Genomic DNA, 26739 nt, shown 5'->3' with positions numbered 1-26739 from the left:
AGGGAGACTAGTCAGCCGACGGTCCAGGTGTCGCCCGCATTGATCAGCGCGGTGAGGCGGTCGGCCCGGGAGCCCTCCACCTTGGCCGACGCCTCGGCGACCTGGGCACGCGCCAGGTCGTCGTACGCCGGGCGCTCGACCTGGCGGAAGATGCCGATGGGCGACTGGTTGAGGTAGTCGGCGGCGGTCAGGCGCGAGATCGCGAACGCCTGCGAGGCGTCCGGGTTGTGCGCGTCGTGGGTGAGGATCGCGTCGAGACCGACCTCGGCCACCAGCGCGACCTCGACCGAGCCCGAAGCCGTCCGCACCAGGCCCTTGGAGCCCAGCCCGTCCTCGCCGGGAGCGCCGAAGCGGATCTTCTCGCCGTGGGTCAGCGGGATGATCGCGTCGGCCTTGGTGTCGTTGTCCTTGATCGCGTCGAACGCCCCGTCGTTGAAGATCGGGCAGTTCTGGTAGATCTCGACGAACGAGGTGCCGCGGTGGGCGGCGGCCGCGGCGAGCACCGCGGTGAGGTGCTTGCGGTCGGAGTCGATGGTGCGCGCGACGAAGGACGCCTCGGCGCCCAGGGCCAGGGAGACCGGGTTGAACGGCGCGTCCAGCGAGCCCATCGGCGTCGACTTGGTGACCTTGCCGACCTCGGACGTGGGGGAGTACTGCCCCTTGGTCAGGCCGTAGATCCGGTTGTTGAACAGCAGGATCGTCATGTTCACGTTGCGGCGCAGCGCGTGGATCAGGTGGTTGCCACCGATCGAGAGCGCGTCGCCGTCACCGGTGACGACGAAGACCGAGAGGTCCTCGCGGGCCGTCGCCAGCCCGGTCGCGATCGACGGCGCGCGGCCGTGGATCGAGTGCATGCCGAACGTGTCGAGGTAGTACGGGAACCGCGAGGAGCAGCCGATGCCGGAGACGAACACGATGTTCTCGCGGCGCAGGCCCAGGTCGGGCAGGAAGGACTGCACGGCCTTGAGGACGGCGTAGTCACCGCAACCGGGGCACCAGCGCACCTCCTGGTCGCTGGAGAAGTCCTTGCCGGTCTGGGTCTCGCCCTCACCGATGGTGGGAACGAGCTCCGTGCCGGAGCGCAGGGCAGGGGTGCCCAGATCAATGGCGGTCATGCGAGCGGAGCCTCCTCGTGGTCGGCAGGCAGGTTGAGTCCGTGCTCGCCCAGGTCGACCTCGCGACCCTCCGCCTGGCCCACCAGGGCACCGACGGCCTCGGCGAGCTCGGCGGCCTTGAGCGGCAGGCCGTAGACCTGGTTGTAGCCCTGGGCGTCGACGAGGTACTCCGCGCGCAGCATCTTGGAGAGCTGGCCGAGGTTCATCTCGGGGACGAGGACCTTGTCGTAGGACTTCAGGATGTCCCCGAGGTCGCTCGGGAACGGGTTGATGTGACGCAGGTGGACCTGCGCCACGTTGTAGCCGGCGCGGCGTACGCGGCGGCAGGCCGCCCCGATCGGGCCGTACGTCGAGCCCCAGCCGATGACCAGCACCTTGGCCTCGCCGGAGGGGTCGTCGACCTCGAGCGGCGGCAGCGACTTGGCGATGGCGTCGACCTTGGCCTGGCGGGTGCGGACCATGAAGTCGTGGTTGGCCGGGTCGTAGGAGATGTTGCCGTGACCGTCGCCCTTCTCCAGACCGCCGATGCGGTGCTCGAGACCGGCCGTGCCGGGGACCGCCCACGGACGCGCGAGGGTCTCCTCGTCGCGCTTGTAGGGCCAGAACACCTCGGCGCCCTTGGCGTCGGTGTGGTTCGGGCCGGTGGCGAAGTTCGGGTGGATCTCCGGCAGCTCGTCGAGCGTCGGGATCCGCCACGGCTCCGAGCCGTTGGCGAGGTAGCCGTCGGAGAGCAGGAAGACCGGGGTGCGGTAGGTGACCGCGATCCGGGCGGCCTCGACCGCGGCGGCGTAGCAGTCTCCGGGCGACTGGGGCGCGACGATCGGCACCGGCGCCTCGCCGTTGCGGCCGTACATCGCCTGCAGCAGGTCGGCCTGCTCGGTCTTGGTGGGCAGACCGGTCGAGGGGCCACCGCGCTGGACGTTGATGACGATCAGCGGCAGCTCGGTCATCACCGCGAGGCCGATGGCCTCGGACTTGAGCGCGATGCCCGGGCCCGACGTGGTGGTCACGGCGAGGGCGCCGCCGAAGGAGGCGCCGATCGCGGCGCCGATGCCGGCGATCTCGTCCTCGGCCTGCAGCGTCGTCACGCCGAAGCTCTTGTGCTTGCTGAGCTCGTGGAGGATGTCGGAGGCCGGGGTGATCGGGTAGGACCCGAGGAACACCGGGAGGTCCGAACGTACGCCGGCGGCGACCAGTCCGAGCGACAGCGCCAGGTTGCCGGTGATGTTGCGGTAGGAGCCGGCGGGCAGGACGGCGGGCTTGATCTCGTACTGGACGACGAAGGTCTCGGTCGTCTCGCCGTAGTTCCAGCCGGCCTTGAACGCGGCGACGTTGGCGCCGGCGATGGCGGGCAGCTTGGCGAACTTCTTCTCGAGGAAGGAGATCGTGCCCTCGGTCGGGCGGCCGTACATCCAGGAGAGCAGGCCCAGCGCGAACATGTTCTTGGCCCGCGAGGCGTCCTTGCGGGACAGGCCGAACTCGGCGACCGCGGCCACGGTGATGCCGGTCAGGTCGACGGGCTGGACGTTGAAGTCGCCGAGGACGTCGTCGACCTCGCCCAGCTTGTCCAGCGGGTTGGACTCGTAGCCGGCCTTGTCGAGGTTGCGCTTGGTGAAGTCGGCGGTGTCGACGATGATCGTCGCGCCCTTGGGGAGGTCGCCGATGTTGGCCTTCAGCGCGGCCGGGTTCATCGCGACCAGGACGTCGGGACGGTCGCCCGCGGTGAGGATGTCGTGGTCCGCGAAGTGGATCTGGAACGACGAGACACCGGGGATCGTGCCCTGGGGGGCGCGGATCTCGGCGGGGAAGTTGGGCAGGGTCACCAGGTCGTTGCCGAAGACGGCCGACTCCTGGGTGAACCGGTCACCGGTCATCTGCATGCCGTCGCCGGAGTCACCGGCGAACCGGATGATCACCCGGTCGAGCTGCTTGACCTGCTTGGTCTGACTCACGTCGTTCGCTTTCTGCCACTGGGACCCGGGGCGGCGCGCGGGGATCGCCCAAGCCGCGAGGCCAATACTAGAACCTGTTCCAGTTTTCCTGGAAGTCCGCGACTGTCCGAGCGTCGCGCCTTTCCACGATAGAGGGCGATCCGGCCCCTTCCGAACCTGCGCCGACCTGTGAGAGCGCTATCGCGGTGACGTCGCTCACGTCCGCGACCCGGCGTACGCCTGACCGGGCGTGCGCAGCCGCCACGCCGAGAGTTCTGGTGTTGACACGCTTACCTAGTTAAGACTAGTAATCTACCCGAGTTAAGAAATTCAAGCGGTAGCACCAAAGTGCGATCGCCCAGCCAGCACACGAAGGAACCGATTCCCATGTCCAAGACCAAGACCATCAAGGCCCGCGTGATCACCGCGATCGCTGCCACCGCCGTCGTCGGCACCTTGGCCAGCGCCTGCACCTCGACCTCGAGCGCCGCCGGCAAGGACTCGGTCTCCGTGGTGGGCTTCTCCGTCCTGGAGCAGGTCAACAAGGCCGCATTCGCCGCCTTCGACAAGACCCCCGCCGGCAAGGGCGTCGACTTCTCCTCCTCGTACGGCGCCTCCGGCGACCAGTCGCGCGCCGTCGCCGGTGGCGTCAAGGCCGACTACGTCCACTTCTCCCTCGAGCCCGACCTGACCCGCCTGGTCGACGCCGGCCTCGTCGCCAAGGACTGGAACGCCGGTCCGACCCACGGCATCGCGTCCGACTCGGTCGTCGTGTTCGTCGTGCGCAAGGGCAACCCCAAGCACATCAAGAGCTGGGACGACCTGGTCAAGCCGGGAACGACCGTCGTCACCCCGAACCCGGGCTCGTCCGGCGCGGCGAAGTGGAACCTGCTCGCCGCGTGGGAGCACATCAAGGGTGCCGGCGGCACCGACGCCCAGGCGAAGGCGTACGTCAGCAAGCTGCTCAAGAACACCCCGGTCCTGCCCGCCAGCGGGCGCGAGGCGACCTCGGCGTTCGTCGAGGGCGACCAGGACGTCCTGCTCGCCTACGAGGACGAGGCGATCCAGGCCAAGCAGGCCGGCGAGGACATCGACTACGTCGTCCCCGACGACACGCTGCTCATCCAGAACCCGGCCGCGGTCACCACCGACGCCTCGCCGAAGGCCAAGGACTTCCTCGACTACGTCGAGAGCGCTCCGGGCCAGGAGCTCTACGCCCAGTACGGCTTCCGTCCGGTCGACGGCGTCAGCGGGGTGAAGCTGCCGCAGGTGGAGGGCGCCAACGACCCGGCCCACCCGTTCCCGACGCCGAAGACGCTCTACACGGTCGACGGTGACCTCGGCGGCTGGAGCACGGCCAACTCGGCGTTCTTCAACGACGGCTCGGACGGCAACCCGGTCGGCATCATCGCCAAGCTGATCGCCAGCTCGGGCTCCGACGCACAGGACGGCTGATGACGCTCGCCGCCCCTCCGGTGGTCGAGACCGCCCGCCCGGCGCTTCCGCGCCGGGTGGGCAGGTCCACGCTGACCCCCGGATCCTCGCTCGCCCTCGGCATCTCGGTCACCTGGCTGAGCCTGCTGGTCCTCATCCCGCTGGCCGCGATCGTGGTGGCCGCGACCGGCAACGGCTGGTCGGGCTACTGGCACACGATCACCAACGCGCAGACGTTCGCCGCCGTGCGCCTGACCATCGGCCAGGCCGCGATCGTGACCGGCGTGAACGTCGTGATGGGCACCCTCATCGCGTGGGTGCTGGTCCGTGACCGCTTCTTCGGCAAGCGGATCCTGGACGTCGTCATCGACATCCCGTTCGCCCTGCCGACGATCGTCGCCGGTCTGGTGCTGCTCAGCCTCTACGGCAACCACAGCCCGATCGGGGTCCACTGGGCCTACACCCGCATGGCGGTGCCGCTGGCCCTGGCCTTCGTGACCCTCCCGTTCGTCGTCCGCACGGTCCAGCCGGTCCTGGAGGAGCTCGACCACGACGTCGAGGAGGCGGCCGCCTCGCTCGGCGCGAGCCAGGCGACGATCCTGCGCCGCATCGTGTTCCCCAGCCTGCTCCCGGCGATCACCGCCGGTGCGGCGCTGAGCTTCGCCCGGGGTATCGCGGAGTACGGCTCGCTGGTCCTGCTCAGCAGCAACAAGCCCTTCGACAGCGAGGTCGCCTCGACCCGCGTCATGACCTACATCGAGGGCGGCAGCACGGCGGCCGCGGCCTCCGTCGCGACCCTCATGCTGCTCGTCGCGCTGGTCGTCATCGTCCTGCTCGACCTGCTCTCACGAAAGGCGGCCCGTCGTGGTTGAGCTGAGATGGCCCGTGCGATGGGCCCTGCGCCTGCTCGTGCTGACCTATGTCTTCCTGCTGGTCGCCTGGCCGACCAGCGCGCTGGTGCGCCAGGCGTTCGCCGGCGGCTGGAGCCAGACCGTCGACCTGTTCTCCGACCCCGACGTCCAGCACGCGCTCGTGCTGAGCGCACAGATCGCCGTCCAGGCGGTGATCATCAACCTGGTCTTCGGCGTCACGATCTCGCTGCTGCTGGTGCGCTTCGAGTTCCCCGGCAAGCGGATCCTGTCGGCGCTGATCGACCTGCCCATGGCGGTCTCGCCGGTCGTCGTCGGACTCGCGCTGCTGCTGGTCTACGGCCCGCGCAACGGCTGGTTCGGCCCGACGCTCGAGCGTGCCGGCATCCACCTCATCTTCAGCGGCCCCGGCATGATCATGGCCACCGCGTTCGTCGCGCTGCCGCTGATCGTGCGTGAGGTCGTGCCGGTCCTGCAGGAGATCGGCGACGACCAGGAGCAGGCCGCCCGCAGCCTCGGGGCCAGCTACCGGCAGACGTTCTGGCGGATCACCCTCCCGAGCATCAAGTGGGCCGTCGTCTACGGCGTCGTGCTCAGCCTGGCGCGCTGCCTCGGTGAGTTCGGCGCGGTCAAGGTGGTCTCCGGGAACGTCATCGGCCAGACCCAGACCGCCACCCTGCTCGTCGAGTCGCAGTACCACGCCTTCGCCCAGGACTCGGCGTACGCCATCTCGTTCGTGCTCGCCTTCGTGAGCGTCGTCTGCATCGTCATCGTCTCCCTCCTCCGACCCAAGGAGTCCCAGTCATGAGCATCGAGGTCAAGAACCTGACCAAGGTCTATCCCGCCCAGAGCGGACGTGAGCCGTTCGTCGCGCTCGACGACGTCAGCCTGTCCCTGCCGACCGGTCAGCTCACCGCGCTGCTCGGTCCGTCCGGTGGTGGCAAGTCGACGCTGCTGCGGATCATCGCCGGCCTCGACTCGGCCACCTCCGGCTCGGTCGAGATCGAGGGCGTCGACGCCACGTCGCTGCCGCCGCAGAAGCGCAACGTCGGCTTCGTCTTCCAGCACTACGCCGTCTTCAAGCACATGACGGTCGCCAAGAACGTGGCCTTCGGCATGGAGATCCGCAAGCGTCCCAAGGCCGAGGTCGTACGCCGGACCGAGGAGCTGCTCGAGCTGGTGCACCTGTCCCAGTTCGCCCATCGCCTGCCCTCGCAGCTCTCCGGCGGGCAGCGCCAGCGCATGGCGCTGGCACGGGCGCTCGCGGTCGAGCCGAGCGTGCTGCTGCTCGACGAGCCCTTCGGAGCGCTCGACGCGAAGGTCCGCAAGGAGCTGCGCGAGTGGCTGCGGCGCCTGCACGACGAGGTCCACGTGACGACCGTGTTCGTCACCCACGACCAGGAGGAGGCCCTCGAGGTCGCCGACGAGATCGTGGTGGTCAACCAGGGCCGGATCGAGCAGGTCGGCAGCCCCGACCAGCTCTACGACGAGCCGGCCAACGACTTCGTGATGGGCTTCCTCGGCGACGTCACCCGGCTCGGCGCTCTCCGCCTGCGGCCGCACGACATCGACGTCGCCGTGACGCCGGGCGTGCCCGGTGCCCAGGCGGGTGTGGTCACCCGGTTGCTGCGCGTTGGGTTCGAGGTCCGCCTCGAGGTCGAGCCGGCCGACGGCGGCGAGCCCGTGTCGGTCGTGCTCACCCGCGCGCACGCGCAGCGGCTCGACCTCGAGCTGGGCAGCCGGGTCTGGCTGACCGCGGCCGTCGGTGCGGTGACGATCCCGGCGATGGCCGCCGTCTGACGGCGGGGCCGCGCGTCGTACGCCGGGAGGGAGCCGGTGATGTGCCAGGCTCGCTGGGAGACCGAACCACCAGGGGGACAGCGAGATGGGACTCAACCCGGTTGCCGACCTGCTCAAGCGGGCGGACAAGACACTCAGTAGCGCCGACGGCACGCTCCGGACCGTCGGCGGCACGTTGACCGACGTCGACACGACGCTGGCCGAGGTCAAGGCACTGCTGGCGCAGCTCGACGAGAAGATGGCGCTCCTCGACCGCATCCCCGAGATCGTGGGGATGCTCGAGGGCCTCGCCGCCGGCGACTGAGGACGGCCGCGGGTCGGGATTCGCGGTACGGTCGGCCCGGGGGCGCGCACCCTCGGCGAGCCCTTCTCGGAAGGAGTCTCGGATGGTCGACGTAGAGCCCCCCGCCGCGGGTGACGCCCGCAGCATCTGGCGCCGCATGCCGATGGCCCAGCTGCAGGACCAGGAGTCGCGCAGCGGGCTCGCCCGCACGATCGGGCTCTGGCAGCTCACCGCCATCGGTGTCGGCGGCATCATCGGCGCTGGGATCTTCTCCCTCGCGGGCGCCGTGGCGAGCAGCCAGGCAGGCGGCAAGGGAATCGGCCCCGCGGTGCTGATCTCGTTCCTCATCGCCGGCGTCGCGAGCGCCGCGGCCGCGCTGGCGTACGCCGAGTTCGCCGGAATGATCCCGGCCGCGGGATCGGCGTACACCTATGGCTATGCGGTCCTGGGCGAGGTGGTCGGCTGGGCGATCGGCTGGGACCTGCTGCTGGAGTACACCGCGATCGTGGCGGTGGTCGCCATCGGCATCTCCGGCTACTTCGACTACCTGCTCGCGGAGATGCACGTCTCGCTGCCGCACTGGATGCTCGGTGCGCCGGGCAGCGGCGACGGGCATCGCGTCGACCTGTTCGCCATGCTGTTGTGCCTGCTGATCGCGTTTCTGCTCACCCGGGGAATGCGCACCGCCGCCAGGTTCGAGACGGTCGTGGTCGGCATCAAGGTCGTGATCGTGCTGCTGGTGATCGTGGTCGGTGTCTTCCAGGTGAAGAGCGGCAACTACACCCCGTTCATGCCCAAGGGCTTCGGCGGCGCCGTGACCGGCGCGGCCACCGTCTTCTTCGCCGTCTTCGGGTACGACGCCATGTCGACGGCCGCGGAGGAGTCCAAGGACGCTCAGCGCCACATGCCCCGGGCGATCGTCTACTCCCTCGTCATCGCGATGGTGCTCTACGTGCTGGCCTGCCTGGTGCTGACCGGCATGCAGAACTACTCCGCCATCAACCCGACCGCCGGCTTCTCCTCCGCGTTCAAGGCCGCCCACCTGGCGTGGGTCGGGGACGTGGTGGCCGTCGGCGCGATCGTCGGCATCCTCACCGTGCTGTTCACGTTCATGATGGGTGTGACCCGGGTGTGGTTCGCGATGAGCCGCGACGGGTTGCTGCCGAAGTGGTTCGCCAAGACCGACCCGCGCCACCACGTGCCGACCCGGGTGACCTGGATCGTAGGGGTGGCATCCGCGGCGATCGCGGGACTGATGCCGATCGCTGCCGCGGCCGAGCTGACCAACATCGGCATCCTGCTCGCGTTCGTGGTGGTGTGCGTCGCGGTGATCCGGCTGCGCTACACCCAGCCCGACCTGCCGCGCACGTTCCGGTGCCCGGGGATGCCGGTCGTGCCGCTGGTCGGAGTGGGTTTCAGCATCTGGCTGATCACGTTCCTCGAGCCGATCACCTGGATCCGGTTCGGGGTGTGGTTCGTCCTCGGCATGGTCGTGTACTTCGGCTACGGACGGCGGCACTCGCTGCTCGAGCCGGGCTCGCCGCGGCGCGGCTGATCGGGCCGGGTCAGCCCACGTCGAGCGCGTTCTTCATGCCGGCCTGGTACAGCGCCGCGTCGACCTGCTTGAGGGCAGCGAACTCCGGCGGGTCGTAGAGGCGGTACTTCTTGGCCGGTGCGGCCTTCGAGCCGCTCCGGTCGAGGATGTGGTTGACCGCCTCGCGGGCCGACTCGTTGGCGCCCTCCATGGTCGCCAGGTCGATGTCGGTGCGCACGAAGTCGCCGGACATGAACAGGTTGTGGATCCGCGTCGTCGCCTCCGGCCGGCTCTTCCAGCTGTCGACGGTGTTGACCAGCAGCGGGGTGTCGTTGGAGTTGCGCCCGGCTGCGGGGTGCCACTTGACGGCCGGGTCGATGAACCACGAGTGCACGATGCCCTTCGGCAGCTGGGCGCCCGCGGTGGTGTGGGCACGGATCTGCGCCATCACCTCCTTGGCGATCTCGCCGCGGGTGCACTCCTTGGCCGGCAACTTGTTGAACATTCCGGGGGAGTCCCAGTCGGAGATGTCGACCGACAGGATGTCCTTGACCGTGCCGTCGCCGTAGTCCTTGGCGATGTCACGGCTCTTCCAGAACTGCCCCTGTGTCAGCGCGGTGAGCGCCCAGGGCGCGTCCATGAAGCTGATGTGCCCGTCGACGATGTCGACCTTCTCCTTGAGGAAGTACTGGATGCCCACCATCCAGTCGGTGTGCAGCGCGCCGAGGCTGCGCAGGTGCGGGTCGAGGCGCAAGACGGGAGCCGTGAGTGTCGGGATGACCCGCTCGACAGGCATGGCGCTCACGAACCAGTCGGCGTCCACGGTCGTACGCCGGCCCCGCCGGTCCTCCACGACTGCTCCGGTGATGCGGCCGCCGCCGACGGCGTACCGGACGAGCTTGTGGCCGGGGACGAAGGTGACGCCGAGGTGGCGCAGGTGTCGCATCCACGGGTTGATCCATGCCTCGTTGGTGGGCAGGTCGAGCACCCGGTCGAGGGCGCCGTCGTTGCCGCGGCCCATCGCCGTGTAGATGAACGCCTCGCCCATGTTGCCGATGGTGCGAGCGCTGGCGATCTTCTCCTTGGCGGCGACCAGGTTGCGCGTCAGGCCCGCGGCCAGCACGCGCTGGTACTCCGAGGACTTGGTGTCAGCCTTGATGAAGTTCCACCAGCTGACCTTCTCCCACTCGCCCATCCGGCGCGCGTCGCTGCTGGTCAGGAAGACCAACAGCCGGGACACGAAGTAGGCCAGCTCCTGGGGCGGGACCCCGCTGCCGCTGAGGGCGTCGGTCAGGTTCTTGCTCAGGCCGTCGACCGTCAGCAGCTGCTGCGGGTCGGGTCCGATGCCGAAGAAGAAGCTGTCCGCGTGCCCGCCGGCGCGCAGGAACTTGCCGCCCTGGGCGTTCGAGAGGTGGTCACCGACCGTGCCGGTGCCGAACGGGATCCGGCGCATGGTGTCCGGAACGTGGTGGTAGAAGCCCGGGAAGAAGCGGAAGCCGTGCTCGCCGGGCAGGTCGCGCCGGTCGCCGGTCGCGGTGTTCGGGTCCGGGATGCTGCGCGCCTTGCCGCCCCAGGCGGTGGGCTCGTAGACCGTCACCTTGAACCCGCGTTCGGCAAGCTCGTGGGCCGCGGTCAGGCCGGCCATGCCGCCGCCGAGGATGGCGACGCGTCGTCCGGGAGTGGCTGCGAAGGCCGGAGCCCCGGAGATCGCGGCGGTGGTGGCCGTGGCTGCCGCCGAGGTTGCCAGGACGGTACGGCGGGAGACGGGAGTGCCCATGGCTGGTGACCCTAACCGAGAGGAAGCCGAATCTGAAGACTTGCTCGCATTTCTCGCCGAGGACTACCCCGTACCGTTGCGCCCATGAGCTACCTGCGCGCCACCCGCGTGCTCTGCGTGCTGCTCGGGACCGCCCTCGTGGTCTCGGTGATCCACTACGTCGACAACTACGTCAACTACGCCGACTTCCCGACGCCCGATCCCGGCAGCAGCCTCCCCGCGCCTTCCAAGGCCCTGGTCGGTGGCGCATGGTTCGCCTTCACGGCGTTCGGCGTGCTCGGGCTGGTGCTCTGGTTCCGGCGCAGGATCACGTTGTCGGCGATCTGCCTGACGGCGTACTCCGTGTCCGGCCTGATCGGATTCGGCCACTACCTCGTGCCCGGCGCGTTCCACATGGTCTGGTGGCGCCAGGTCCACGTCATCGCCGACATCTGCTGCGGCGCCGCGATCGCGGCCTTCGCGCTGTGGTCGGCCTGGCACTCCGACGAGCTCAGCCCGCCAGGGACTCGGCTCTGAGCTTGAGCGCCTCCGCGTGACGGCGGAAGCCGTCGGCGACCCGGCCCGGTCCGGCCAGCGGCACCAGCGGGCCGCTGAACTCCTCGACGGTGTCGTAGGTCGTCGGTCCACCGCCTCGCTGCGTCAGCCGTTGATGGCGTACGCCGCGCACCAGGCCGAGCCGGCTGGGCCAGCCCTCGTAGACGTAGGACATGAGCGCGGACACCGCCCCCGACCCGTCGGGTGCGGGCGCGTCCAGGGCGGTGATCCGCTCCGGCGAGGTCGCCCCGCGTCCGTTCGCCCATCGCACGTGCAGCGTGATCGGGTTCCCGACCGCCGGTGGTTGCGCGGTCTCGGCGCGGACGACGAACGGGTTCCACTCGGCGTACGTCGCGGTGTCGAGCATGACCCGCCAGACGACCTCGATCGGAGCGTCGATCTCCACCCGCGCCGACGGGCTCATGCGGAGGCGCCGAGGTAGGGATCGGCCCACGCGCTGATGATCCGGGCGGCCCGTGCCGCCTGGCCGTGGGCGGTGAGCAGGTGGTCGCTGCCCTCGAGCGAGACGAAGCTGCGCGGGTGGCGGGCGGCCGCGAAGATCTCGCCCGCGTCGGAGATGGCGACGGTCTCGTCGGTCGGGGAGTGCATCACGAGCAACGGCCGGTGGAGCGTGGGGACGACGTCGAGCAGGTGCGCGCGGCGGACGTCCTCGACGAAGGCCTTCTTGAGCGTCAGCGCTCGCCCGCCGACCAGCCACTCGGCAGCGCCGTCGCGGCAGACGCGGTCGACCACGGCGTCGTACTGGTGCTCCACCTTGCTCGGATCGCTCGGTGCGCCGATCGTGACGACTGCCCGGACCGACGGCTCCTTGCTCGCCGCGGCGATCGCCGCCGCGCCGCCGAACGAGTGACCGACCAGCAGCTGGGCCGGCGTACCGCGACCTGCCAGGAAGGCGATCGCGCGCCGGGTGTCGTCGACCTTGACCGTGAACGACCCGTCGCCCCAGTCGCCCTCGCTGTCGCCCAGGCCCAGGTTGTCGAAGCGCAGCATCGCGATGCCCTCGGCGGCCAGCTGCTTGCAGATGCGAGCGGCGGCCGGGCTGTCCTTGCCGAGCGTGAAGCCGTGCGAGAAGACGCCCCAGCCGCGGATCTCGCCCTCGGGAAGGTCGATCAGGCCCGCGAGACGCGGGCCGGTGGAGCTCTCGAATCCGACGCGCTCAGCCATGTCCGGCATCATGGCAGCACCATGTTCGATATCGCTGTCACTGCGGCCGTCTTCGGGCTGATCTTCGTCGGCGAGCTGCCCGACAAGTCGGCCATCGCCAGTCTCGTGCTCAGCACGCGCTTCCCGTGGCGGTGGGTGTTCACCGGCGTCGCCGCGGCGTTCTTCGTGCACGTCGTGATCGCCATCGCCGCCGGCTCGGTCCTGCACCTCCTGCCGCGGACCGCCGTCGAGATCGTCGTGGGCTGCCTGTTCGTCCTCGGTGCCGTGCTCATCTGGCGCGAGGGCAGCGAGGACGAGGACGACCGCGCGGAGGAGGTCGCCGAGGATGAGGCCGAGATCGCCGGCGTACCGGCGACCGCCGGCTTCGCCAAGGTCGCCTCGCTCGGCTTCGCCACGATCTTCATCGCCGAGTGGGGCGATCTCACGCAGATCATGACCGCCAACCTGGCCGCGAAGTACGACGACCCCGTCTCGGTCGCTCTCGGCGCGACCCTAGGACTCTGGGCCGTCGCGCTCCTGGCGATGCTCGGCGGCAACACGTTGCTGCGGGTCCTGCCGATGCAGTGGATCTGCCGTGTCGCCGCCGTGGTGATGCTCGCCCTGGCGATCTACACCTTCGTCGGGGTCATTCGCTGACGGAGTCGCCCGCGATGTTGACCATCCAGTTGATCCCGAACTTGTCGGTGACCATCCCGAAGACGTCGCCCCAGGCCTGCTTCTCCAGCGGCATGGTCACCGTGCCGCCGTCGCCGAGCCCCTCCCAGTAACCGCGGAGTGCGGCCTCGTCGTCACCCGAGAGCGAGACGCTGATGTTGCTGCCGGAGGTGTGCTCCATGCCGGGAGGCGTGTCGGCGGCCATCAGGGTGAAACCCGCCGGCGTCTCGAGCATGGCGTGCATGACCAGGTCGGCGGACTCGGTCATCCCCATGTCGCCGAAGGTGGAGACGGTCAGCTCGCCGCCGAGGACCCGCTGGTAGAGCTCCATCGCGGGGCGAGCGGTGTCCTTGAAGCTGATGTACGGGTTGAGCCTGGTGGCCATGGCCGGTCCTCTCGTGGAAGGTGGTGTGCCCCCACTCAAGCACCGACCGCCGACACCCCTGGCCTCCTGCTCCGATGAGGCGCACGATGGAGGGATCCCACGCGTCAGGAGGATCCGATGCACCTGCTCACTGCCGAGGTCTGGGGCGCAGGCACCTGGACGCTGCTCTTCATCGCGCTGACGACAGCGATCGCGTCGGTGCTCGTCACGTTCGTGCTCGTGCTGGTCCGGGCCTCACGACGACCCGACCCGCCCCGGCGTACGACCGAGGACGGCGCCGCCGACGAGCCGCACGCCGTCGTCACCCACCTGCACCACTGGCGACGGCACCACCACGCCGCCTGACGCGCGAGCGTCAGCGGTAGTTGGTGAACTGCACCGCGAAGTCGAGGTCCTGGCCCTTGACCAGGGCGATGACGGCCTGCAGGTCGTCGCGCTTCTTGGACGAGACCCGCAGCTCGTCGCCCTGGATCTGCGCCTTGACGCCCTTGGGTCCCTCGTCGCGGATCAGCTTGGAGATCTTCTTGGCGTCCTCGGAGGTGATGCCCTCCTTGAGGCTGATCGCGATCTTCGACTGCTGGCCGGACTGGCGCGGCTCGGAGGCGTCGAGGATCTTCAGCGACTGGTCGCGCTTGATCAGCTTGTCCTGGAAGACGCTGAGCACCGCCGAGGCGCGGTCGTCGGCCGACGCGGTGATCTCGATGGCCTGGTCGCCCTTCCACTCGATGGTGGCGCCGGTGCCCTTGAAGTCGAAGCGGGTCGCGATCTCGCGGGCGGTCTGGCCGAGCGCGTTGTCGACCTCCTGGCGGTCGAGCTTGCTGACGATGTCGAAGGAGGAGTCGGCCATAGTGAGTCACCTGCTGATTCGGAGCGGAAAGTCGGCTGCGCTATTCTTTCGCTTCGTTGTCCGGCCGCCAAACAGCGGCCCGGTCAGCACCCGAGGCAGGTTGCCCGAGCGGCCAATGGGAGCGGACTGTAAATCCGTCGGCTTTGCCTTCGAAGGTTCGAATCCTTCACCTGCCACGGCAAGAGATCTGGCCCCTGACCAGCGGAAACGCAAAGGTCAGGGGCCAGATTGCTCTTACGATTCGGGCGTTCGTGGGGTGAACGTGGGGACTCCCTGCTCGAATGACGCCGCCTGACGACGGCGCGAGGTGTTGCCTTCAGCGTCGTCAGCGGATCAGGCGGCGGCGCAGGGTGTCGAAGCACGCAGGATCGCGCCGCAGGAGATGCCCGCGGCCGGCAGGTCGATGCTCTCGACGAGTGCGAGCGCCGGGGCGGGATCGGGGGAGGTGGTGGTCATGTCAGCTCCAATCGACCGAGAAGTACTGCGTCTCAACAAACTCGCGCACGCCGTCGCGAGCTCCTTCGCGGCCGAGCCCGCTCTGCTTCACACCGCCGAACGGGGCGGACGGGTCGGACACCACGCCGCGGTTGACGCCGACCATGCCGGCCTCGATCCGCTCGGCGAGCTTGAGCGCCCAGCGCAGGTCGGCCGAGAAGACGTACGCCGCCAGGCCGAGCTCGGTGCCGTTGACCTGTGCGAGCAGGTCGGCCTCGTCGGTCCAGGTGACGATCGGAGCGACCGGGCCGAAGGCCTCGTTCTGCACGATGTCGGCGTCGGCGGGGACGTCGACGAGCAGCGTCGGGGCGTAGAAGAAGCCCTCGCTGTCGGCGACCTCGGCCTGGGCCGCGACGCGTGCGCCACGGGCCACAGCGTCGTCGACGAGCGCGCTCACGCCGGTGACGGCCTTGGCGCTGATCAGCGGGCCGATCGCGGCATCGTCGAAGGCGCTGCCCACGGTGAGCTGCTCGATGGCCGCGGCGAACTTCTCGACGAACGCGTCGGCCACGTCGGCGTGGACGTAGAAGCGGTTGGCCGCGGTGCAGGCCTGGCCGCCGTTGCGGAACTTGGCGATCATCGCGCCGGCGACGGCCGCGTCGAGGTCGGCGTCGGCCGCGACCACGAACGGGGCGTTGCCGCCGAGCTCCATGGAGGAGTTGACGATGCGCTCGGCGGCCTGGCCGAGCAGCAACCGGCCGATGCCGGTCGAGCCGGTGAAGGAGATCTTGCGGACCCGGCTGTCGGCCAGCCAGGTGCCGACGATCGCGCCCGGGTCGGTGCCGCTGACGACGTTGACGACGCCGGCCGGCACGCCGGCCTCCTCGAGGATCCGCACGACGGCGAGGGCGGTCAGCGGGGTCTCGGAAGCGGGCTTGAGGACGACGGTGCAGCCGGCGGCCAGCGCGGGGCCGATCTTGCGGGTCGCCATCGCGGCGGGGAAGTTCCACGGGGTGACCAGCGCGGCCACGCCCACCGGGTGCTCGGTGACGAGGGCGCGGACGCCGCCGGCCGGCGCCTCGGCGTACGAGCCCTCGGGCCGGACGGCCTCCTCGCTGAACCAGCGGAAGAACTCGGCGGCGTAGGAGACCTCGGCGCGGGCGTCGGCCAGGCTCTTGCCGTTCTCGGCAGCGATGAGGCCGGCTAGCTCCTCCGAGCGGGCGGTCATCAGCTCCCACGCCTTGCGCAGCGCCTCACCTCGGACGCGGGGCGCGGTGGCGGCCCAGCCGGGGAACGCGGCGACGGCGGCGTCGACCGCGGCCGTGGCCTCGGCGGCGCCGCCGTCGGCGACGTCGGCGAGGTGGGTCAGCGTGGCCGGGTCCTGCACGGGGTAGGTGCGGGCGTCGGCGGCGGGCAGGCCCTTGCCGTCGATGTGGACGCCGTTGGCGGGGTCGAGCGCGGCGATGGTCGCGGTGACCGGGGCGGGGATGCTCATGGGATCTCTCTCCGGGGAGGTGTTTACGGGTAGAGGCCGCGCTGCAGGTGCGCCTGGGCGACCCGCTCGACGGCGAGGACGGTGGCGGCGGTGCGCAGCGGCAGGTCGAGGCGGCGGGCGGCCGCGTTGACGTCGCGCCAGGCCACGTCCATGCGGGTCGCGAGGCGGTCCTCGACCTCGTCGGCCGACCACCAGAACGCCTGGCTGCTCTGCACCCACTCGAAGTAGGACACGACCACACCGCCGGCGTTGGCCAGGATGTCGGGCGCGACCAGGATGCCGTTGCGCCGGAAGACCTCGTCGGCCTCGGGGGTCGTGGGGCCGTTGGCGCCCTCGACGATCACCTTGGCCTTGACCCGCTCGGCGTTGCCGGCGTTGAGGACGCCCTCGACGGCGGCGGGCACCAGCAGGTCGACCTCGAGCTCGAGCAGCGCGGACCCGTCGAGCACGTCGGAGCCGGGGAACCCGACGACCGAGCCGGTGGCGTCGACGTACGCCTCGAGGGCAGGTACGTCGAGCCCGCGCTCGTCGGCGATCGCGCCGTACTGGTCGGAGACCGCGACGACCTTCATGCCGGCCTCGGCCAGGAAGCGGGCGGCGTACCGGCCGACCTTTCCGAAGCCCTGGACGGCGGCGGTGGCGCCGGCGACCGTGATGCCCCGGTCGGCCATCGCTGCGAAGGCGACGTGGGCGACGCCGCGCGAGGTGGCGGTGGCGCGGCCGAGCGAGCCGCCGAGGCTGATCGGCTTGCCGGTGGTGACGCCGAGGACGGTGTGGCCCTGCTGGACGGAGTAGGTGTCCATCATCCAGGCCATGGTGTTCTCGTCGGTGCCGATGTCGGGCGCCGGGATGTCGCGCTCCGGGCCGATCAGCGGGCTGATCTCGGAGGTGTAGCGGCGGGTGACGCGCTCGAGCTCGGCCTGCGAGTGGGAGCGGGGGTCGATCCGGACGCCGCCCTTGGCGCCGCCGTACGGGACGTCGAGCAGGGCGCACTTCCAGGTCATCCACATCGCCAGTGCGCGCACCTCGTCGAGGGTCACGTCGGGGGAGTAGCGCAGGCCGCCCTTGGCCGGGCCGCGGGAGAAGTTGTGCTGCACCCGGTGACCGGTGAGCACCTCGTAGGAGCCGTCGTCGCGGCGCAACGGGATCGAGACCGTCACCTCGCGCCGCGGTGTGGCGAGCATGGCGAACATGCTGTCGTCGTAGCCGAGGGCGTCGACCGCGGTCGCCAGCTGGGTGCGGGCGTCCTCGAGGACGGAGGCGCCGGAGGCGATCTCGGGGGTCGTGACCGGCGCGGTGTCGAGGAGCGTCACTTGATCGCTCCGAAGACCTCGTCGAGGATGTCGCAGGCCTGGTTGAGCAGCTCGTCGCCGATCGCCAGGGGCGGCAGGAAGCGCAGCACGTTGCCGTAGGTGCCACAGGTGAGCACGACGACGCCGCGGCTGTGCGCGGCCGCCGCGACCCGCTTGGCGAGGTCGGCGTCGGGCTCGTCCGTGCCGGACTTCACCAGCTCGACGGCGAGCATCGCGCCACGACCGCGGACGTCGCCGAGGCGGTCATCGCGGGCCGCGAGGTCGCGCATCCGGCGGCCCATCTGCTCGCCGATCTCCTGGGCGCGGCCCACGAGGTTGTCGCTCTCGATGGTCTCGATGACGGCGAGCGCGGCGGCGCAGGCCAGCGGGTTGCCGCCGTACGTGCCACCGAGGCCGCCGGCGTGCGGGGCGTCCATCATCTCGGCGCGGCCGGTGACCGCGGAGAGCGGCAGGCCGCCGGCGATGCCCTTGGCGGTGACGATGAGGTCGGGGACGATGCCGTCGTGCTCGGAGGCGAAGAGCGCGCCGGTGCGGGCGAAGCCGGTCTGAACCTCGTCGGCCACGAAGACGACGTCGTTCTTGCGGCACCACTCGACCAGGCCGGCCAGGAAGCCCTCGGCCGGGACGATGAAGCCGCCCTCGCCCTGGATGGGCTCGATGACGACGGCGGCGAGGTTCTCCGCGCCGACCTGCTTCTCGATGGTGTCGATCGCGCGGGCGGCAGCGGCAGCGCCGTCGACCCCGGCGTCGCGGTAGGGGTAGGACAGCGGCGCGCGGTAGACGTCGGACGCGAAGGGGCCGAAGCCGCTCTTGTACGGCATGTTCTTGGCCGTCATCGCCATCGTCAGGTTGGTGCGGCCGTGGTAGGCGTGGTCGAAGACGACGACCGCGGTCTTCTTGGTGTGGGCGCGGGCGATCTTGACGGCGTTCTCGACGGCCTCGGCGCCGGAGTTGAAGAGCACGGTGCGCTTCTCGTGGTCACCCGGGGTGAGGCGGTTGAGGGCCTCGGCGACGGCGACGTACTCCTCGTAGGGCGTGACCATGAAGCAGGTGTGGGTGAAGGCCGCGGCCTGCTCCTGCACGGCGGTCACCACGCGGGGCGCGCTGTTGCCGACGGTCGTCACGGCGATGCCGGAGCCCAGGTCGATCAGCGAGTTGCCGTCGACGTCGGCGAGGACGCCGCCGCCGGCCGCGGTGATGTAGACGGGGAGGGTGTTGCCGACGCCCTGCGCGACGGCGGCGCTCTTGCGCTCCGCCAGCTCGCGCGACCGGGGGCCGGGCACCTCGGTGACCAGCCGCAGCTCCTGCGGGAGGGTCGGACCGCCGACCGTGGTCTCGGTGATCTGCATCGTCATGGCTCGCTCCTGGTGTCCGTGGCTCGTCCCTTGCCACGTTAGGGCTGACGCCGGTGGGTGCGGCATGGCATTCGTGCTGTATTTCGGATGTTAAAGTGTGCAAAAGTGTCACCATGGTGCTGCTGGCGGATCTGCTCGACGACGGCTCACTCGGACTGCGCCCGGTCGTGGACGTACGCCGCTCCGACGAGCTCGCCTGGGTGGGCACGAGCGAGCTGGTCGACCCGGCGCCGTTCCTCGGCTCGGGCGAGGTGCTGCTGACCACCGGGCTGGAGACCGCGGGGTGGGTCGACGAGTGGGACGAGTACGTCGCCCGCCTCAGCGCAGCCCGGGTGCTGGCCATCGGGCTCGCCGTCGACCTGACGTACGCCGCCCCGCCCGCGGCTCTCGTCGAGGCGTGCCGGGCGCACGCGGTCGGGCTGTTCGAGGTGCCGCGGGAGACGACCTTCGTGGCGATCACGCGCCGCGTGGCCCAGCTGCTCCAGGCCGAGGACGAGTCGGCCACGCGCGCCGCCCTCGCCCAGCAGCGCGAGCTGACCCAGGCCGCGCTGCGCGAGGACGACCCGGCGTTGCTGGTCGAGGCCGTCGCGCGGGTGGGGGAGGCGGCGGCGCTGGTCGACCCGCAGGGGGAGGTGCGGGTCGGACCGGCGGGGGCCGAGCCGGAGCTGCTGGTCCCCGCCGCGATCCGCGAGACGTTGGACCGCATCCGCGGTCGCGGGCTGCGCGCCGCCGCCGGCGTCACGGTGCCGGGTGGCGAGCTGATGGTGCACCCGCTCGGCGTGCGCGGCCGTCCCGCGCGCTACCTCGTGACGGGCTTTCGGAAGCGGGTCACCGAGGAGCAGCGCAGCAGCGTGGTCACCGCGGTCGCCCTGCTCAGCACGGCCGAGGAGCGCCGCCGATCACGCCGCGAGACCGAGCGCCAGGTGCGGGCGCGTGCTGTCGAGCTGCTCGTCACCGGCGACGTGCGCACGGCCACCGTGCTGCTCGAGGCCGCCGGAGGGCGGCGTACCCGCATCCCGCGGCGCGCGGTCGTGCTGCGCGCCCGGGGCGCGGCGGCCGTGCTGGAGGACGCGCTCGCGCTGGTCGAGGAGTCATCCGTGGCTGGCATTGGTGAGGACGGTGCCGAGCTGGTCGTCGTGGTGCGCGCGAGCGCTGCCGCCGACCTGGCAGATCAGCTCGGTCTACTGGGGTCGCGGGGGTTGCGGGTCGGGGTGGGCGAGCCCGTCCCGGTAGCCGACCTCCCGCGCAGCCACCGCACCGCCGGTCACGCCGCCGGCCTCGCCTCCGCCGAGCGGCCGGTGGCCCACTGGACGGCAGGGGTACGCCGCGGCGTGCTGGCCCTCCTCGACCCCGACCGCCTTGCGGCCTTCGCCGACACCTGGCTCGCGCCGCTCTCGGCGGAGGCCGAGCTGGTGGACACCCTCCGCTCCTTCCTCGCCCACCACGGCTCGCAGCTCCAGGTCGCCGACGACCTCCGCATCCACCGCAACACGGTCCGCAAGCGCCTCGACCGGATCGAGTCGCTCCTCGATCGCTCCCTCGCCGACCCCCAGACGCGGGTCGACGCGTGGGTCGCCCTGCAGGGGCGGGCGGAAGCTGCCTCCTGAGACTTCGCGATCGCCGGCCGGGCCTACGAGTACCGGCGACGACGGGGCGTCATCAACTGTTGTGTGACGTCGCCACCAGCGGGAAGAAGGTCGCTGTGTACGGCGCCGTGGTGATGAGCGTGATCGGATTCGTCGTGACGTTCATGTCCACCCACTCGTGGGTTGCTGGACGGGAGGCTGCGCTCTTGTCACTCGTCCTGATCCTCGGGTTCTCCGCCGTCGAGAGGTTCGTTCGCGGCCTGCGCTCGAAGAGCTAGAGACCTCGGCCGTGTCGGAACATCCGCGACATCTGCCTCGTCGATCGGGCTCGTTGCAGGCCTACGTCTCGAAGCCCAGCCCGACGCGGTCGAGGGAGCGGAGCCAGAGGTTGCGGCGGCCTTCGCGGAGGTCGGCGCGGGCGAGCGACCAGCGGGTCAGCTGGATGCCGGCGAAGGCGACGGGCTCTGGGGGAAAGGGCAGGGGACGGGTGCGGACCATCTCCAGTGCGGTGCGCTCGGTCTCGCGGTCGTCGAGCAGGTCGAGCATGACGTTCGCGCCGAAGCGGGTGGCGGCGACACCGAGGCCGGAGTAGCCGAGCGCGTAGGAGACCTGGCCGCGCATCGCCGTACCGAAGAACGCGCAGAAGCGGGTCGAGGCGTCGATCGCGCCGCCCCACGCGTGGGTGAAGCGCAGGCCCTCCAGCTGTGGGAAGGTGTCGAAGAACTGCCCGGCCAGCGTGTCGAACGTCGCCGGCCGTTGGTCGTACGCCGGCCGCAGCCCCCGCCCGTAGTAGTAGATCGCGTCGTAGCCGCCCCACAGGATCCGGTCGTCCGGGGTGAGTCGGTAGTAGTGGAACTGGTTGGCCGTGTCGGCCACGCCCTCGCGCCCCTCCCAGCCGATCGCGGCGCGCTGTGCGGCCGACAGCGGCTCAGTGACCAGCGCGTAGTCGTACACCGGGGCGATGTGCAGCCGCAGCCGGCGCAGCGGTGAGGGGAAGGCGTTCGTGCCGAGCGCGACCCGCTCGGCCCGCACCCGCCCGGAGGGCGTGCGCAGGCCGATCCGGGTGCCCTCACGCGCGAGCCGGGTGACCGGGCTGCGCTCGTAGATCCGTACGCCGAGCTCGCCGGCGACCCGGGCCAGCCCCCAGGCCAGCCGGGCCGGATCGACCAACGCGACCGAGTCGCGCCGCAGCGAGCCGGCCAGGTAGGTGGGGGAGTCGACGTGCCGGCGTACCTCCTGGGCGTCGAGGAAGACGCCGTCGCCCTCGCGGAGGTCCGCCACCTGGTGCGGCGCGGTGGCGACGTCGATCTCGCCGGTGCGCTCAAAGCCGCAGTCGATGCCGTGGCGGACGAGGGTGGCCTCGATCTGGTCGAGGTTCTCGCGGCCGAGGCGGTCGAGGACGTCGTACTCCTCGGGCCAACGGCGGCGGCCGTTGGCCTCGCCGTGGGTCAGGCTGGCGTCGCAGAAGCCGCCGTTGCGCCCGGTCGCCGCGCCGGCGGCGACGTCGGCCTCGAGCAGGACGACGTCACGCGACGGGTCGGCCTCCTTGGCCAGCACGGCGGTCCACAGGCCGGTGAAGCCGCCGCCCACGATCGCCAGGTCGCAGTCGACGACCCCGCGCAACGACTCCCGCGCCGGCGGGCGCGTGGTGCTGTCCAACCAGAACGGCACCGCACGCGCGCCCGCCAGCGCCGGATGGGTCATGCGTTATCGGCCACCAGGTCGACGTAGCTCTTGCGGGGCAGCGTCTCGCCGCGGAAGAAGCCCGGGTTGGCCATCCACTGCAGCGCCATCAGCACGAAGCCGAACAGGAGGGTGACGATGCCGACCACGGCCACCGCGCCCATCCCGAGGATGGTCACGTTGGCGCCGTTGTCGTCGGTGAGGTAGTCGACTGCGCCGTAGGTCTTGAGGGCGTAGCCGAACATCACGAACAGGAACACGCCGCCGACCAGCGGGATCAGCCCACGCATCACGAAGTGACGCAGGTTGTCGGTCAGGCTGTGCCGGTAGAACCAGACGCAGGCGATGCCGGTCAGGCCGTAGTAGAAGGCGATCTGCAGGCCGATCGCACCGATCACCGCGAGCAGCAGCGTCGGGCTGATCAGCGTCATGCCGAGGTAGAACGCGATCGAGGCGATGCCCATGCCGATGGTGGCCCAGGTCGGGGTGAGGTACTTCGGGCTCATCCGGGCGAACTTCTTCGGGATCGCGTTGAACGACGCCATCGACAGCGCGGTGCGTGCGGTCGGCAGGATCGTGGTCTGCGTCGAGGCGGCCGAGGACGTCAGGATCGAGATCGCCAGCAGGGTCAGGCCGACGTGGCCGAGCAGGCTGTCGCCGTACAGCGTGGAGCCGATGGCGGTGAAGACGTCGGAGGAGTTGTCCGGGTTGCTCAGGCCGATGCCGGTGTCACCGACGCCCGCGAACGCGACCGTCGCGACCGAGACCAGGATGTAGATGAGCAGCAGCATCACGGTGGAGATGACCGCGGCGCGACCGGGCGTGCGGGTCGGGTCGTCGGACTCCTCGTTGGTGGCGACCGCGGTGTCCCAGCCCCAGTAGATGAAGACGGCGAGCAGCACCGAGGAGGCGAGCACCGACATCGACATGCCGCTGGGCCACAGCCAGCTCAGGCTGGGGTGGACCGCGCCGGTGCCGGCGTGGCCTGCGTACACCTTGATCAGGGCGACGACCGCGAAGATCGCCAGCGTGACGATCTCGATGCCGAGCAGGGCGTACTGCAGGCGCGCCGAGACCTCGATGCCGCGGTAGCAGATCCAGGTCATCAGGGCGATCCAGAGGACGCCCGCGACGGTCGACCAGGTGGTGCTGGTGTCGAGGGTGTTGTGCAGGCCGAGCTCGTTGGCCAGCGTGAAGGAGTAGGCGCCGGCGATCTGCGCGAGGTTCGCCATCACGATGATGTCGGAGACGATGATCCCCCAGCCGCCGATGAAGCCCATGACGGGCCCGAAGGCACGCGAGGCCCAGGTGAAGGTCGTGCCGCAGTCGGGCTCGGCCTCGTTGAGCTCCTTGTAGGCGACCGCGATGAAGTACATCGGCACGAAGGCCAGCAGCATGATCGCGGGCGCCTTGAGGCCGGCGCCGCCGGCGACGACGAAGCCGAGCGTGGCGGCCAGGGAGTACGCCGGCGCCGTGGAGGCGATGCCCACGATGACGCTGCCGACCAGGCCGAGAGCGCCGCCCTTGAGTCCCTTGCCGTTGGTCACCGCCGCCGCGGCCGGGGTCGAAATCGTGGACATGCCACCTCGCTGAAGTTTGTGGAGTGTGATTTGAACGACATACAAATAGTGGGGCAACTATGCGCCCCGAGATCGGTAGGGTCAAGGGGTGGCAGCAAAAGCTTCACGGCCGAAACGCAAGTTTGAGGGTCTGCGCGAGCAGGTCCTCGACGCCGCGTGGGAGCTCCTCGTCGAGCGGGGGCTGGCCGACCTGACCCTCGCCGAGCTGGGCCGACGCGTCGACACGAGCGCCGGCCACCTGCTCTACCACTTCGGCAGCAAGGACGAGCTGCTCCTGGAGCTGCTCCGCCGCAACGAGCAGGAGCTCTGGCGCCGCTGGCAGCTCGAGCGCGCCGCGGACGAGGACTTGCTGACCGTCTATCGCGCCTTCTGTACGCAGTTCCTGCCGAGCGAGGTCGGCGACCCGCGGTGGCTCGTCTGGCTCGAGCTCTGGCCGCGCGGGTTGCGGGTCGAGTCGGTCAAGGGCTCCTTCGAGGAGCTCGACGACGTCTGGCGCGACGAGCTCGCCCAGCTGCTGGCCGAGGCGGGCGTGGCCGAGCCGCTCGATCTCGCCCGCCGGGTCTGCTGGCTGCTCGACGGCCTGGCCGTCGCGATCGTGCTCGGTGACACCGGGGCGACCGTCGAGGCCGCCATCGACCACGCCGTGGCGCTGCTGCCCGAGGGGTTGCGGGGGGTCTGACGGTCGGGGGGCATACCTCGTTCGCCCCGGGCTTGCAGGTTTCCCAAGGGATGCAGCCGAACCAGCGGTTCCCATGGCGCACAACCACTGGGGAGTGCTGGTTCGCCTGCATCCCTTGGGAAACCTGCAACGAGGTGGACCGTCCCCACACTCCCGCCACCAAGAGGGGGGTTGCGCCCTGCGTGTGATCTGGCTTACCGTGTTTTGAACGACGTTCAAACCATCGTGAGGGAGTCGCAGTGCCCGAGGTGCAGCCCACCGGCGTACGGATGCCGGCGGAGACCGAGCCGCACGCCGCCACCTGGATGGCCTGGCCGTCGCGGTCGTACACGCTCGGCGACACCGCGGCCGACGCGGCCGAGGCGCGCGCCACCTGGGCGGCGGTCGTCAACGCGATCGTCGAGCACGAGCCCGTGCACCTGCTGGTGCCGGCCCGCGAGCTCGAGGCCGCCCGCGCCCACCTCAAGCCCGAGGTCGTGCTGCACGAGGTCGAGCTCGACGACGCCTGGTTCCGTGACATCGGCCCGACGTTCGTCATCGCCCAAGGTGAGCACGGCCCAGAGCTGGCGGGCGTCGACTGGGTCTTCAACGGGTGGGGCCAGCAGGACTGGGCCACATGGGAGCACGACGCGCAGGCCGCGGCGTACGCCCTCGACGCCGCAGGGGTACGCCGGATCGCCAGCGACCTCGTCAACGAGGGCGGCGGCATCCACGTGGACGGTGCCGGCACCGTGCTGGTGACCGAGACCGTGCAGCTCGACCCGGGGCGCAACCCCGGCCTGACCAAGGCCGACGTCGAGGCCGAGCTCGCCCGCACCATCGGTGCCCGCCGGGTGATCTGGCTGCCGCGCGGCCTGACCCGCGACACCGAGCGCTTCGGCACCCGCGGCCACGTCGACCTGCTGGCGACGTTCATCGAGCCCGGGCGGGTGCTGGTGCACGACCAGCGTCACCCCGAGCACCCCGACCACGCGGTCAGCCGCGACCTGATCGAGACCCTTGAGGCCGCCACCGACGCCGACGGTCGCGCGCTCGAGGTCGTCCGCCTCCCGGCGCCCGCGACGCTGACCGACGACGAGGGCTGGGTCGACCACAGCTACGTCAACCACTACGTCTGCAACGGCGCCGTCATCATGTGCGCCTTCGGCGACCCGGTCGACGACGCCGCCGCCGCGATCCTCGCCGAGGTCTACCCGGGCCGCCGGATCATCCCCGTCGATGCCCGCCCGCTCTTCGCGCGCGGCGGCGGCATCCACTGCATCACCCAGCAGCAGCCGGCGCTCTGACGGCCCGCGCTCTCACCGAAGGACACCCATGGAACTCATCGTCGCTCCCGCCCTCCCCTCGCCGGCCCGGGCAGCCGAAGGCCCCGGCCGGAGCCTCGTCGTCGGCGTCGTGCAGATGCACTGGCAGGCGGACCCCGAGGCCCACGCGGCGGCTCTCGCTGCCGGTGTACGTCGTGCGGCCGAGGTCGGTGCGCAGGTCGTCTTCCTGCCCGAGCTGACGCTGTCGCGCTACCCGGCCGACTTCCGCCCGGAGGGCCGGCCCGCCGACCTCGCCGAGTCGCTCGAGGACGGCCCGACCCGCACGCTGATGGCCAAGCTGGCGGGGGAGCACGGCGTCTTCGTGCACGCCTCGCTCTACGAGGCGGCGCCCGCGCCGGATGGGTCGGACGACGGCCTCGGCTACAACACCGCGATCCTGGTCGCGCCGGGCGGCGAGCTCGTCGGGCGCACGCGCAAGACGCACATCCCGGTGACCGAGGGCTACTTCGAGGACCTCTTCTTCCGCCAGGGCCCGGCCGACGACGCCTACCCCGTGCACGTGCCCGACCTCCCCGGTGCGCCGCGGCTCGGCCTGCCGACCTGCTGGGACGAGTGGTTCCCCGAGGTGGCGCGGGCCTACTCGCTGGCCGGCGCCGAGGTGCTGGCCTACCCGACCGCGATCGGCTCCGAGCCCGACCACCCCGACTTCGACACCCAGCCGCTGTGGCAGCAGGTGATCGTCGGCAACGGCATCACCAGCGGCCTGTTCATGTGCGTGCCCAACCGCTGGGGCGGCGAGGGCCGCGTCGAGTTCTACGGCTCGTCCTTCATCTCCGACCCGTACGGCCGGATCCTCGCGCAGGCGCCCCGCGAGGGCGACGCCGTGCTCGTCGCGACGCTCGACCTCGACCAGCGCAGCGACTGGCTGACCCTCTTCCCGTTCCTGACCACCCGCCGCCCCGACACCTACGCGTCCCTGATCACCCAGGGCTGAGGAGAA

26 protein-coding genes and 1 tRNA gene are annotated in these 26739 nt (G+C 70.6%); 14 read left to right on the top strand and 13 right to left on the bottom strand.

Going from position 1 to position 26739, the window contains the following annotated elements; translation table 11 throughout:
- Window positions 1–11: 11 nt before the first annotated feature.
- Entirely contained in the window at window positions 12–1115 is a 1104-nt protein-coding gene (locus ACYVJ3_RS02520) for a 2-oxoacid:ferredoxin oxidoreductase subunit beta (RefSeq protein WP_460850908.1), read from the bottom strand.
- A complete protein-coding gene (locus ACYVJ3_RS02515) occupies window positions 1112–3112 on the bottom strand; it encodes a 2-oxoacid:acceptor oxidoreductase subunit alpha (protein WP_460851096.1) in 2001 nt (666 codons plus the stop codon). The genes ACYVJ3_RS02520 and ACYVJ3_RS02515 overlap by 4 nt, the downstream gene beginning before the upstream one ends.
- Window positions 3113–3433: 321 nt before the next feature.
- On the opposite strand from ACYVJ3_RS02515, the gene ACYVJ3_RS02510 reads away from it, so the two are divergent.
- The 6 genes from ACYVJ3_RS02510 (at window position 3434) to ACYVJ3_RS02485 (ending at window position 8987) form a co-directional block, all read left to right on the top strand.
- A complete protein-coding gene (locus tag ACYVJ3_RS02510; protein ID WP_460850907.1) occupies window positions 3434–4501 on the top strand; it encodes a sulfate ABC transporter substrate-binding protein in 1068 nt (355 codons plus the stop codon).
- Complete coding sequence (gene cysT / locus ACYVJ3_RS02505; protein ID WP_460850906.1) at window positions 4501–5352, top strand: sulfate ABC transporter permease subunit CysT; 852 nt, start codon at window positions 4501–4503, stop codon at window positions 5350–5352. Before ACYVJ3_RS02510 ends, cysT begins: the two co-directional genes overlap by 1 nt.
- Window positions 5345–6157: a sulfate ABC transporter permease gene (locus ACYVJ3_RS02500; protein WP_460850905.1), complete on the top strand. Its 813-nt coding sequence runs from the start codon at window positions 5345–5347 to the stop codon at window positions 6155–6157. The genes cysT and ACYVJ3_RS02500 overlap by 8 nt, the downstream gene beginning before the upstream one ends.
- Window positions 6154–7149, top strand: a complete 996-nt coding sequence (locus tag ACYVJ3_RS02495) for a sulfate/molybdate ABC transporter ATP-binding protein (protein ID WP_460850904.1) — start codon at window positions 6154–6156, stop codon at window positions 7147–7149. The genes ACYVJ3_RS02500 and ACYVJ3_RS02495 overlap by 4 nt, the downstream gene beginning before the upstream one ends.
- 85 nt (window positions 7150–7234) lie before the next feature.
- Complete coding sequence (locus ACYVJ3_RS02490; RefSeq protein WP_460850903.1) at window positions 7235–7453, top strand: hypothetical protein; 219 nt, start codon at window positions 7235–7237, stop codon at window positions 7451–7453.
- An 82-nt stretch (window positions 7454–7535) separates the two neighbouring features.
- Complete coding sequence (locus tag ACYVJ3_RS02485; RefSeq protein WP_460850901.1) at window positions 7536–8987, top strand: amino acid permease; 1452 nt, start codon at window positions 7536–7538, stop codon at window positions 8985–8987.
- Window positions 8988–8997: 10 nt separating this feature from the next.
- Here the strand turns inward: ACYVJ3_RS02485 and ACYVJ3_RS02480 are convergent, their stop codons facing one another.
- Window positions 8998–10743, bottom strand: a complete 1746-nt coding sequence (locus ACYVJ3_RS02480; protein WP_460850900.1) for a hydroxysqualene dehydroxylase — start codon at window positions 10741–10743, stop codon at window positions 8998–9000.
- An 84-nt stretch (window positions 10744–10827) separates the two neighbouring features.
- Here ACYVJ3_RS02480 and ACYVJ3_RS02475 point away from each other — a divergent pair, with 84 nt between their 5' ends.
- Window positions 10828–11259, top strand: coding sequence for a hypothetical protein (locus tag ACYVJ3_RS02475; RefSeq protein ID WP_460850899.1), 432 nt, complete (start codon window positions 10828–10830; stop codon window positions 11257–11259).
- Here ACYVJ3_RS02475 and ACYVJ3_RS02470 read toward each other — a convergent pair.
- Window positions 11234–11701 (bottom strand): SRPBCC domain-containing protein, encoded by a 468-nt coding sequence (locus tag ACYVJ3_RS02470; protein ID WP_460850898.1) that lies wholly within the window; start codon window positions 11699–11701, stop codon window positions 11234–11236. The genes ACYVJ3_RS02475 and ACYVJ3_RS02470 overlap by 26 nt on opposite strands.
- Window positions 11698–12462, bottom strand: coding sequence for an alpha/beta hydrolase family protein (locus ACYVJ3_RS02465; protein WP_460850897.1), 765 nt, complete (start codon window positions 12460–12462; stop codon window positions 11698–11700). Before ACYVJ3_RS02465 ends, ACYVJ3_RS02470 begins: the two co-directional genes overlap by 4 nt.
- Before the next feature lie 21 nt (window positions 12463–12483).
- Here ACYVJ3_RS02465 and ACYVJ3_RS02460 point away from each other — a divergent pair, with 21 nt between their 5' ends.
- Window positions 12484–13098 (top strand): TMEM165/GDT1 family protein, encoded by a 615-nt coding sequence (locus tag ACYVJ3_RS02460; protein WP_460850896.1) that lies wholly within the window; start codon window positions 12484–12486, stop codon window positions 13096–13098.
- On the opposite strand, the gene ACYVJ3_RS02455 is transcribed toward ACYVJ3_RS02460, so the two are convergent.
- The gene (locus tag ACYVJ3_RS02455; RefSeq protein ID WP_460850895.1) at window positions 13088–13501 is read right to left on the bottom strand and encodes a VOC family protein; all 414 of its coding nucleotides are present in this window, start codon (window positions 13499–13501) and stop codon (window positions 13088–13090) included. The genes ACYVJ3_RS02460 and ACYVJ3_RS02455 overlap by 11 nt on opposite strands.
- Window positions 13502–13618: 117 nt before the next feature.
- Between ACYVJ3_RS02455 and ACYVJ3_RS02450 the strand changes: the two genes are divergently transcribed.
- Window positions 13619–13846, top strand: a complete 228-nt coding sequence (locus ACYVJ3_RS02450) for a hypothetical protein (RefSeq protein WP_460850894.1) — start codon at window positions 13619–13621, stop codon at window positions 13844–13846.
- Window positions 13847–13856: 10 nt separating this feature from the next.
- Here ACYVJ3_RS02450 and ACYVJ3_RS02445 read toward each other — a convergent pair whose 3' ends face one another.
- Complete coding sequence (locus ACYVJ3_RS02445) at window positions 13857–14348, bottom strand: YajQ family cyclic di-GMP-binding protein (RefSeq protein WP_460850893.1); 492 nt, start codon at window positions 14346–14348, stop codon at window positions 13857–13859.
- A 94-nt stretch (window positions 14349–14442) separates the two neighbouring features.
- Here ACYVJ3_RS02445 and ACYVJ3_RS02440 point away from each other — a divergent pair.
- Window positions 14443–14524 (top strand) — tRNA-Tyr (locus ACYVJ3_RS02440).
- A 157-nt stretch (window positions 14525–14681) separates the two neighbouring features.
- Here ACYVJ3_RS02440 and ACYVJ3_RS02435 read toward each other — a convergent pair.
- From ACYVJ3_RS02435 to gabT, 4 genes are read right to left on the bottom strand one after another with little or no spacing between them, the layout of a single operon-like run.
- A complete protein-coding gene (locus tag ACYVJ3_RS02435) occupies window positions 14682–14804 on the bottom strand; it encodes a hypothetical protein (RefSeq protein ID WP_460850892.1) in 123 nt (40 codons plus the stop codon).
- 1 nt (window position 14805) lies between these two features.
- Window positions 14806–16278: an NAD-dependent succinate-semialdehyde dehydrogenase gene (locus ACYVJ3_RS02430; RefSeq protein WP_460850891.1), complete on the bottom strand. Its 1473-nt coding sequence runs from the start codon at window positions 16276–16278 to the stop codon at window positions 14806–14808.
- Between the two features lie 23 nt (window positions 16279–16301).
- Window positions 16302–17591, bottom strand: coding sequence for a Glu/Leu/Phe/Val family dehydrogenase (locus tag ACYVJ3_RS02425; protein WP_460850890.1), 1290 nt, complete (start codon window positions 17589–17591; stop codon window positions 16302–16304).
- Window positions 17588–18946 (bottom strand): 4-aminobutyrate--2-oxoglutarate transaminase, encoded by a 1359-nt coding sequence (gene gabT / locus ACYVJ3_RS02420; protein ID WP_460850889.1) that lies wholly within the window; start codon window positions 18944–18946, stop codon window positions 17588–17590. Before gabT ends, ACYVJ3_RS02425 begins: the two co-directional genes overlap by 4 nt.
- Window positions 18947–19059: 113 nt before the next feature.
- Here gabT and ACYVJ3_RS02415 point away from each other — a divergent pair, with 113 nt between their 5' ends.
- Window positions 19060–20553: a PucR family transcriptional regulator gene (locus ACYVJ3_RS02415; protein WP_460850888.1), complete on the top strand. Its 1494-nt coding sequence runs from the start codon at window positions 19060–19062 to the stop codon at window positions 20551–20553.
- A gap of 318 nt (window positions 20554–20871) precedes the next feature.
- Here the strand turns inward: ACYVJ3_RS02415 and ACYVJ3_RS02410 are convergent, their stop codons facing one another.
- Window positions 20872–22236, bottom strand: coding sequence for an NAD(P)/FAD-dependent oxidoreductase (locus tag ACYVJ3_RS02410; protein WP_460850887.1), 1365 nt, complete (start codon window positions 22234–22236; stop codon window positions 20872–20874).
- Entirely contained in the window at window positions 22233–23795 is a 1563-nt protein-coding gene (locus ACYVJ3_RS02405; protein ID WP_460850886.1) for an APC family permease, read from the bottom strand. The genes ACYVJ3_RS02410 and ACYVJ3_RS02405 overlap by 4 nt, the downstream gene beginning before the upstream one ends.
- An 88-nt stretch (window positions 23796–23883) precedes the next feature.
- Here ACYVJ3_RS02405 and ACYVJ3_RS02400 point away from each other — a divergent pair, with 88 nt between their 5' ends.
- From ACYVJ3_RS02400 to ACYVJ3_RS02390, 3 genes are all read left to right on the top strand, one after another.
- Entirely contained in the window at window positions 23884–24474 is a 591-nt protein-coding gene (locus ACYVJ3_RS02400) for a TetR/AcrR family transcriptional regulator (protein ID WP_460850885.1), read from the top strand.
- A gap of 239 nt (window positions 24475–24713) precedes the next feature.
- Window positions 24714–25760, top strand: a complete 1047-nt coding sequence (locus ACYVJ3_RS02395; protein WP_460850884.1) for an agmatine deiminase family protein — start codon at window positions 24714–24716, stop codon at window positions 25758–25760.
- A gap of 28 nt (window positions 25761–25788) precedes the next feature.
- Window positions 25789–26733, top strand: coding sequence for a nitrilase-related carbon-nitrogen hydrolase (locus ACYVJ3_RS02390; protein ID WP_460850883.1), 945 nt, complete (start codon window positions 25789–25791; stop codon window positions 26731–26733).
- The last annotated feature ends 6 nt before the right edge of the window (window positions 26734–26739 follow it).

Source organism: Nocardioides montaniterrae (assembly GCF_054782655.1).
Note: the sequence above shows the minus strand (reverse complement) of the source record. Positions and strands in the feature narration are given on the sequence as shown.

Excerpts from the sequence above, each read along its gene's own strand:
- ACYVJ3_RS02520 (WP_460850908.1), bottom strand. The coding sequence starts at position 1,115 with ATGACCGCCATTGATCTGGGCACCCCTGCCCTGCGCTCCGGCACGGAG.
- ACYVJ3_RS02510 (WP_460850907.1), top strand. The coding sequence starts at position 3,434 with ATGTCCAAGACCAAGACCATCAAGGCCCGCGTGATCACCGCGATCGCT.
- cysT (WP_460850906.1), top strand. The coding sequence starts at position 4,501 with ATGACGCTCGCCGCCCCTCCGGTGGTCGAGACCGCCCGCCCGGCGCTT.
- ACYVJ3_RS02495 (WP_460850904.1), top strand. The coding sequence starts at position 6,154 with ATGAGCATCGAGGTCAAGAACCTGACCAAGGTCTATCCCGCCCAGAGC.
- ACYVJ3_RS02490 (WP_460850903.1), top strand. The coding sequence starts at position 7,235 with ATGGGACTCAACCCGGTTGCCGACCTGCTCAAGCGGGCGGACAAGACA.
- ACYVJ3_RS02485 (WP_460850901.1), top strand. The coding sequence starts at position 7,536 with ATGGTCGACGTAGAGCCCCCCGCCGCGGGTGACGCCCGCAGCATCTGG.
- ACYVJ3_RS02480 (WP_460850900.1), bottom strand. The coding sequence starts at position 10,743 with ATGGGCACTCCCGTCTCCCGCCGTACCGTCCTGGCAACCTCGGCGGCA.
- ACYVJ3_RS02475 (WP_460850899.1), top strand. The coding sequence starts at position 10,828 with ATGAGCTACCTGCGCGCCACCCGCGTGCTCTGCGTGCTGCTCGGGACC.
- ACYVJ3_RS02470 (WP_460850898.1), bottom strand. The coding sequence starts at position 11,701 with ATGAGCCCGTCGGCGCGGGTGGAGATCGACGCTCCGATCGAGGTCGTC.
- ACYVJ3_RS02465 (WP_460850897.1), bottom strand. The coding sequence starts at position 12,462 with ATGGCTGAGCGCGTCGGATTCGAGAGCTCCACCGGCCCGCGTCTCGCG.
- ACYVJ3_RS02460 (WP_460850896.1), top strand. The coding sequence starts at position 12,484 with ATGTTCGATATCGCTGTCACTGCGGCCGTCTTCGGGCTGATCTTCGTC.
- ACYVJ3_RS02455 (WP_460850895.1), bottom strand. The coding sequence starts at position 13,501 with ATGGCCACCAGGCTCAACCCGTACATCAGCTTCAAGGACACCGCTCGC.
- ACYVJ3_RS02450 (WP_460850894.1), top strand. The coding sequence starts at position 13,619 with ATGCACCTGCTCACTGCCGAGGTCTGGGGCGCAGGCACCTGGACGCTG.
- ACYVJ3_RS02445 (WP_460850893.1), bottom strand. The coding sequence starts at position 14,348 with ATGGCCGACTCCTCCTTCGACATCGTCAGCAAGCTCGACCGCCAGGAG.
- ACYVJ3_RS02435 (WP_460850892.1), bottom strand. The coding sequence starts at position 14,804 with ATGACCACCACCTCCCCCGATCCCGCCCCGGCGCTCGCACTCGTCGAG.
- ACYVJ3_RS02430 (WP_460850891.1), bottom strand. The coding sequence starts at position 16,278 with ATGAGCATCCCCGCCCCGGTCACCGCGACCATCGCCGCGCTCGACCCC.
- gabT (WP_460850889.1), bottom strand. The coding sequence starts at position 18,946 with ATGACGATGCAGATCACCGAGACCACGGTCGGCGGTCCGACCCTCCCG.
- ACYVJ3_RS02415 (WP_460850888.1), top strand. The coding sequence starts at position 19,060 with ATGGTGCTGCTGGCGGATCTGCTCGACGACGGCTCACTCGGACTGCGC.
- ACYVJ3_RS02410 (WP_460850887.1), bottom strand. The coding sequence starts at position 22,236 with ATGACCCATCCGGCGCTGGCGGGCGCGCGTGCGGTGCCGTTCTGGTTG.
- ACYVJ3_RS02405 (WP_460850886.1), bottom strand. The coding sequence starts at position 23,795 with ATGTCCACGATTTCGACCCCGGCCGCGGCGGCGGTGACCAACGGCAAG.
- ACYVJ3_RS02390 (WP_460850883.1), top strand. The coding sequence starts at position 25,789 with ATGGAACTCATCGTCGCTCCCGCCCTCCCCTCGCCGGCCCGGGCAGCC.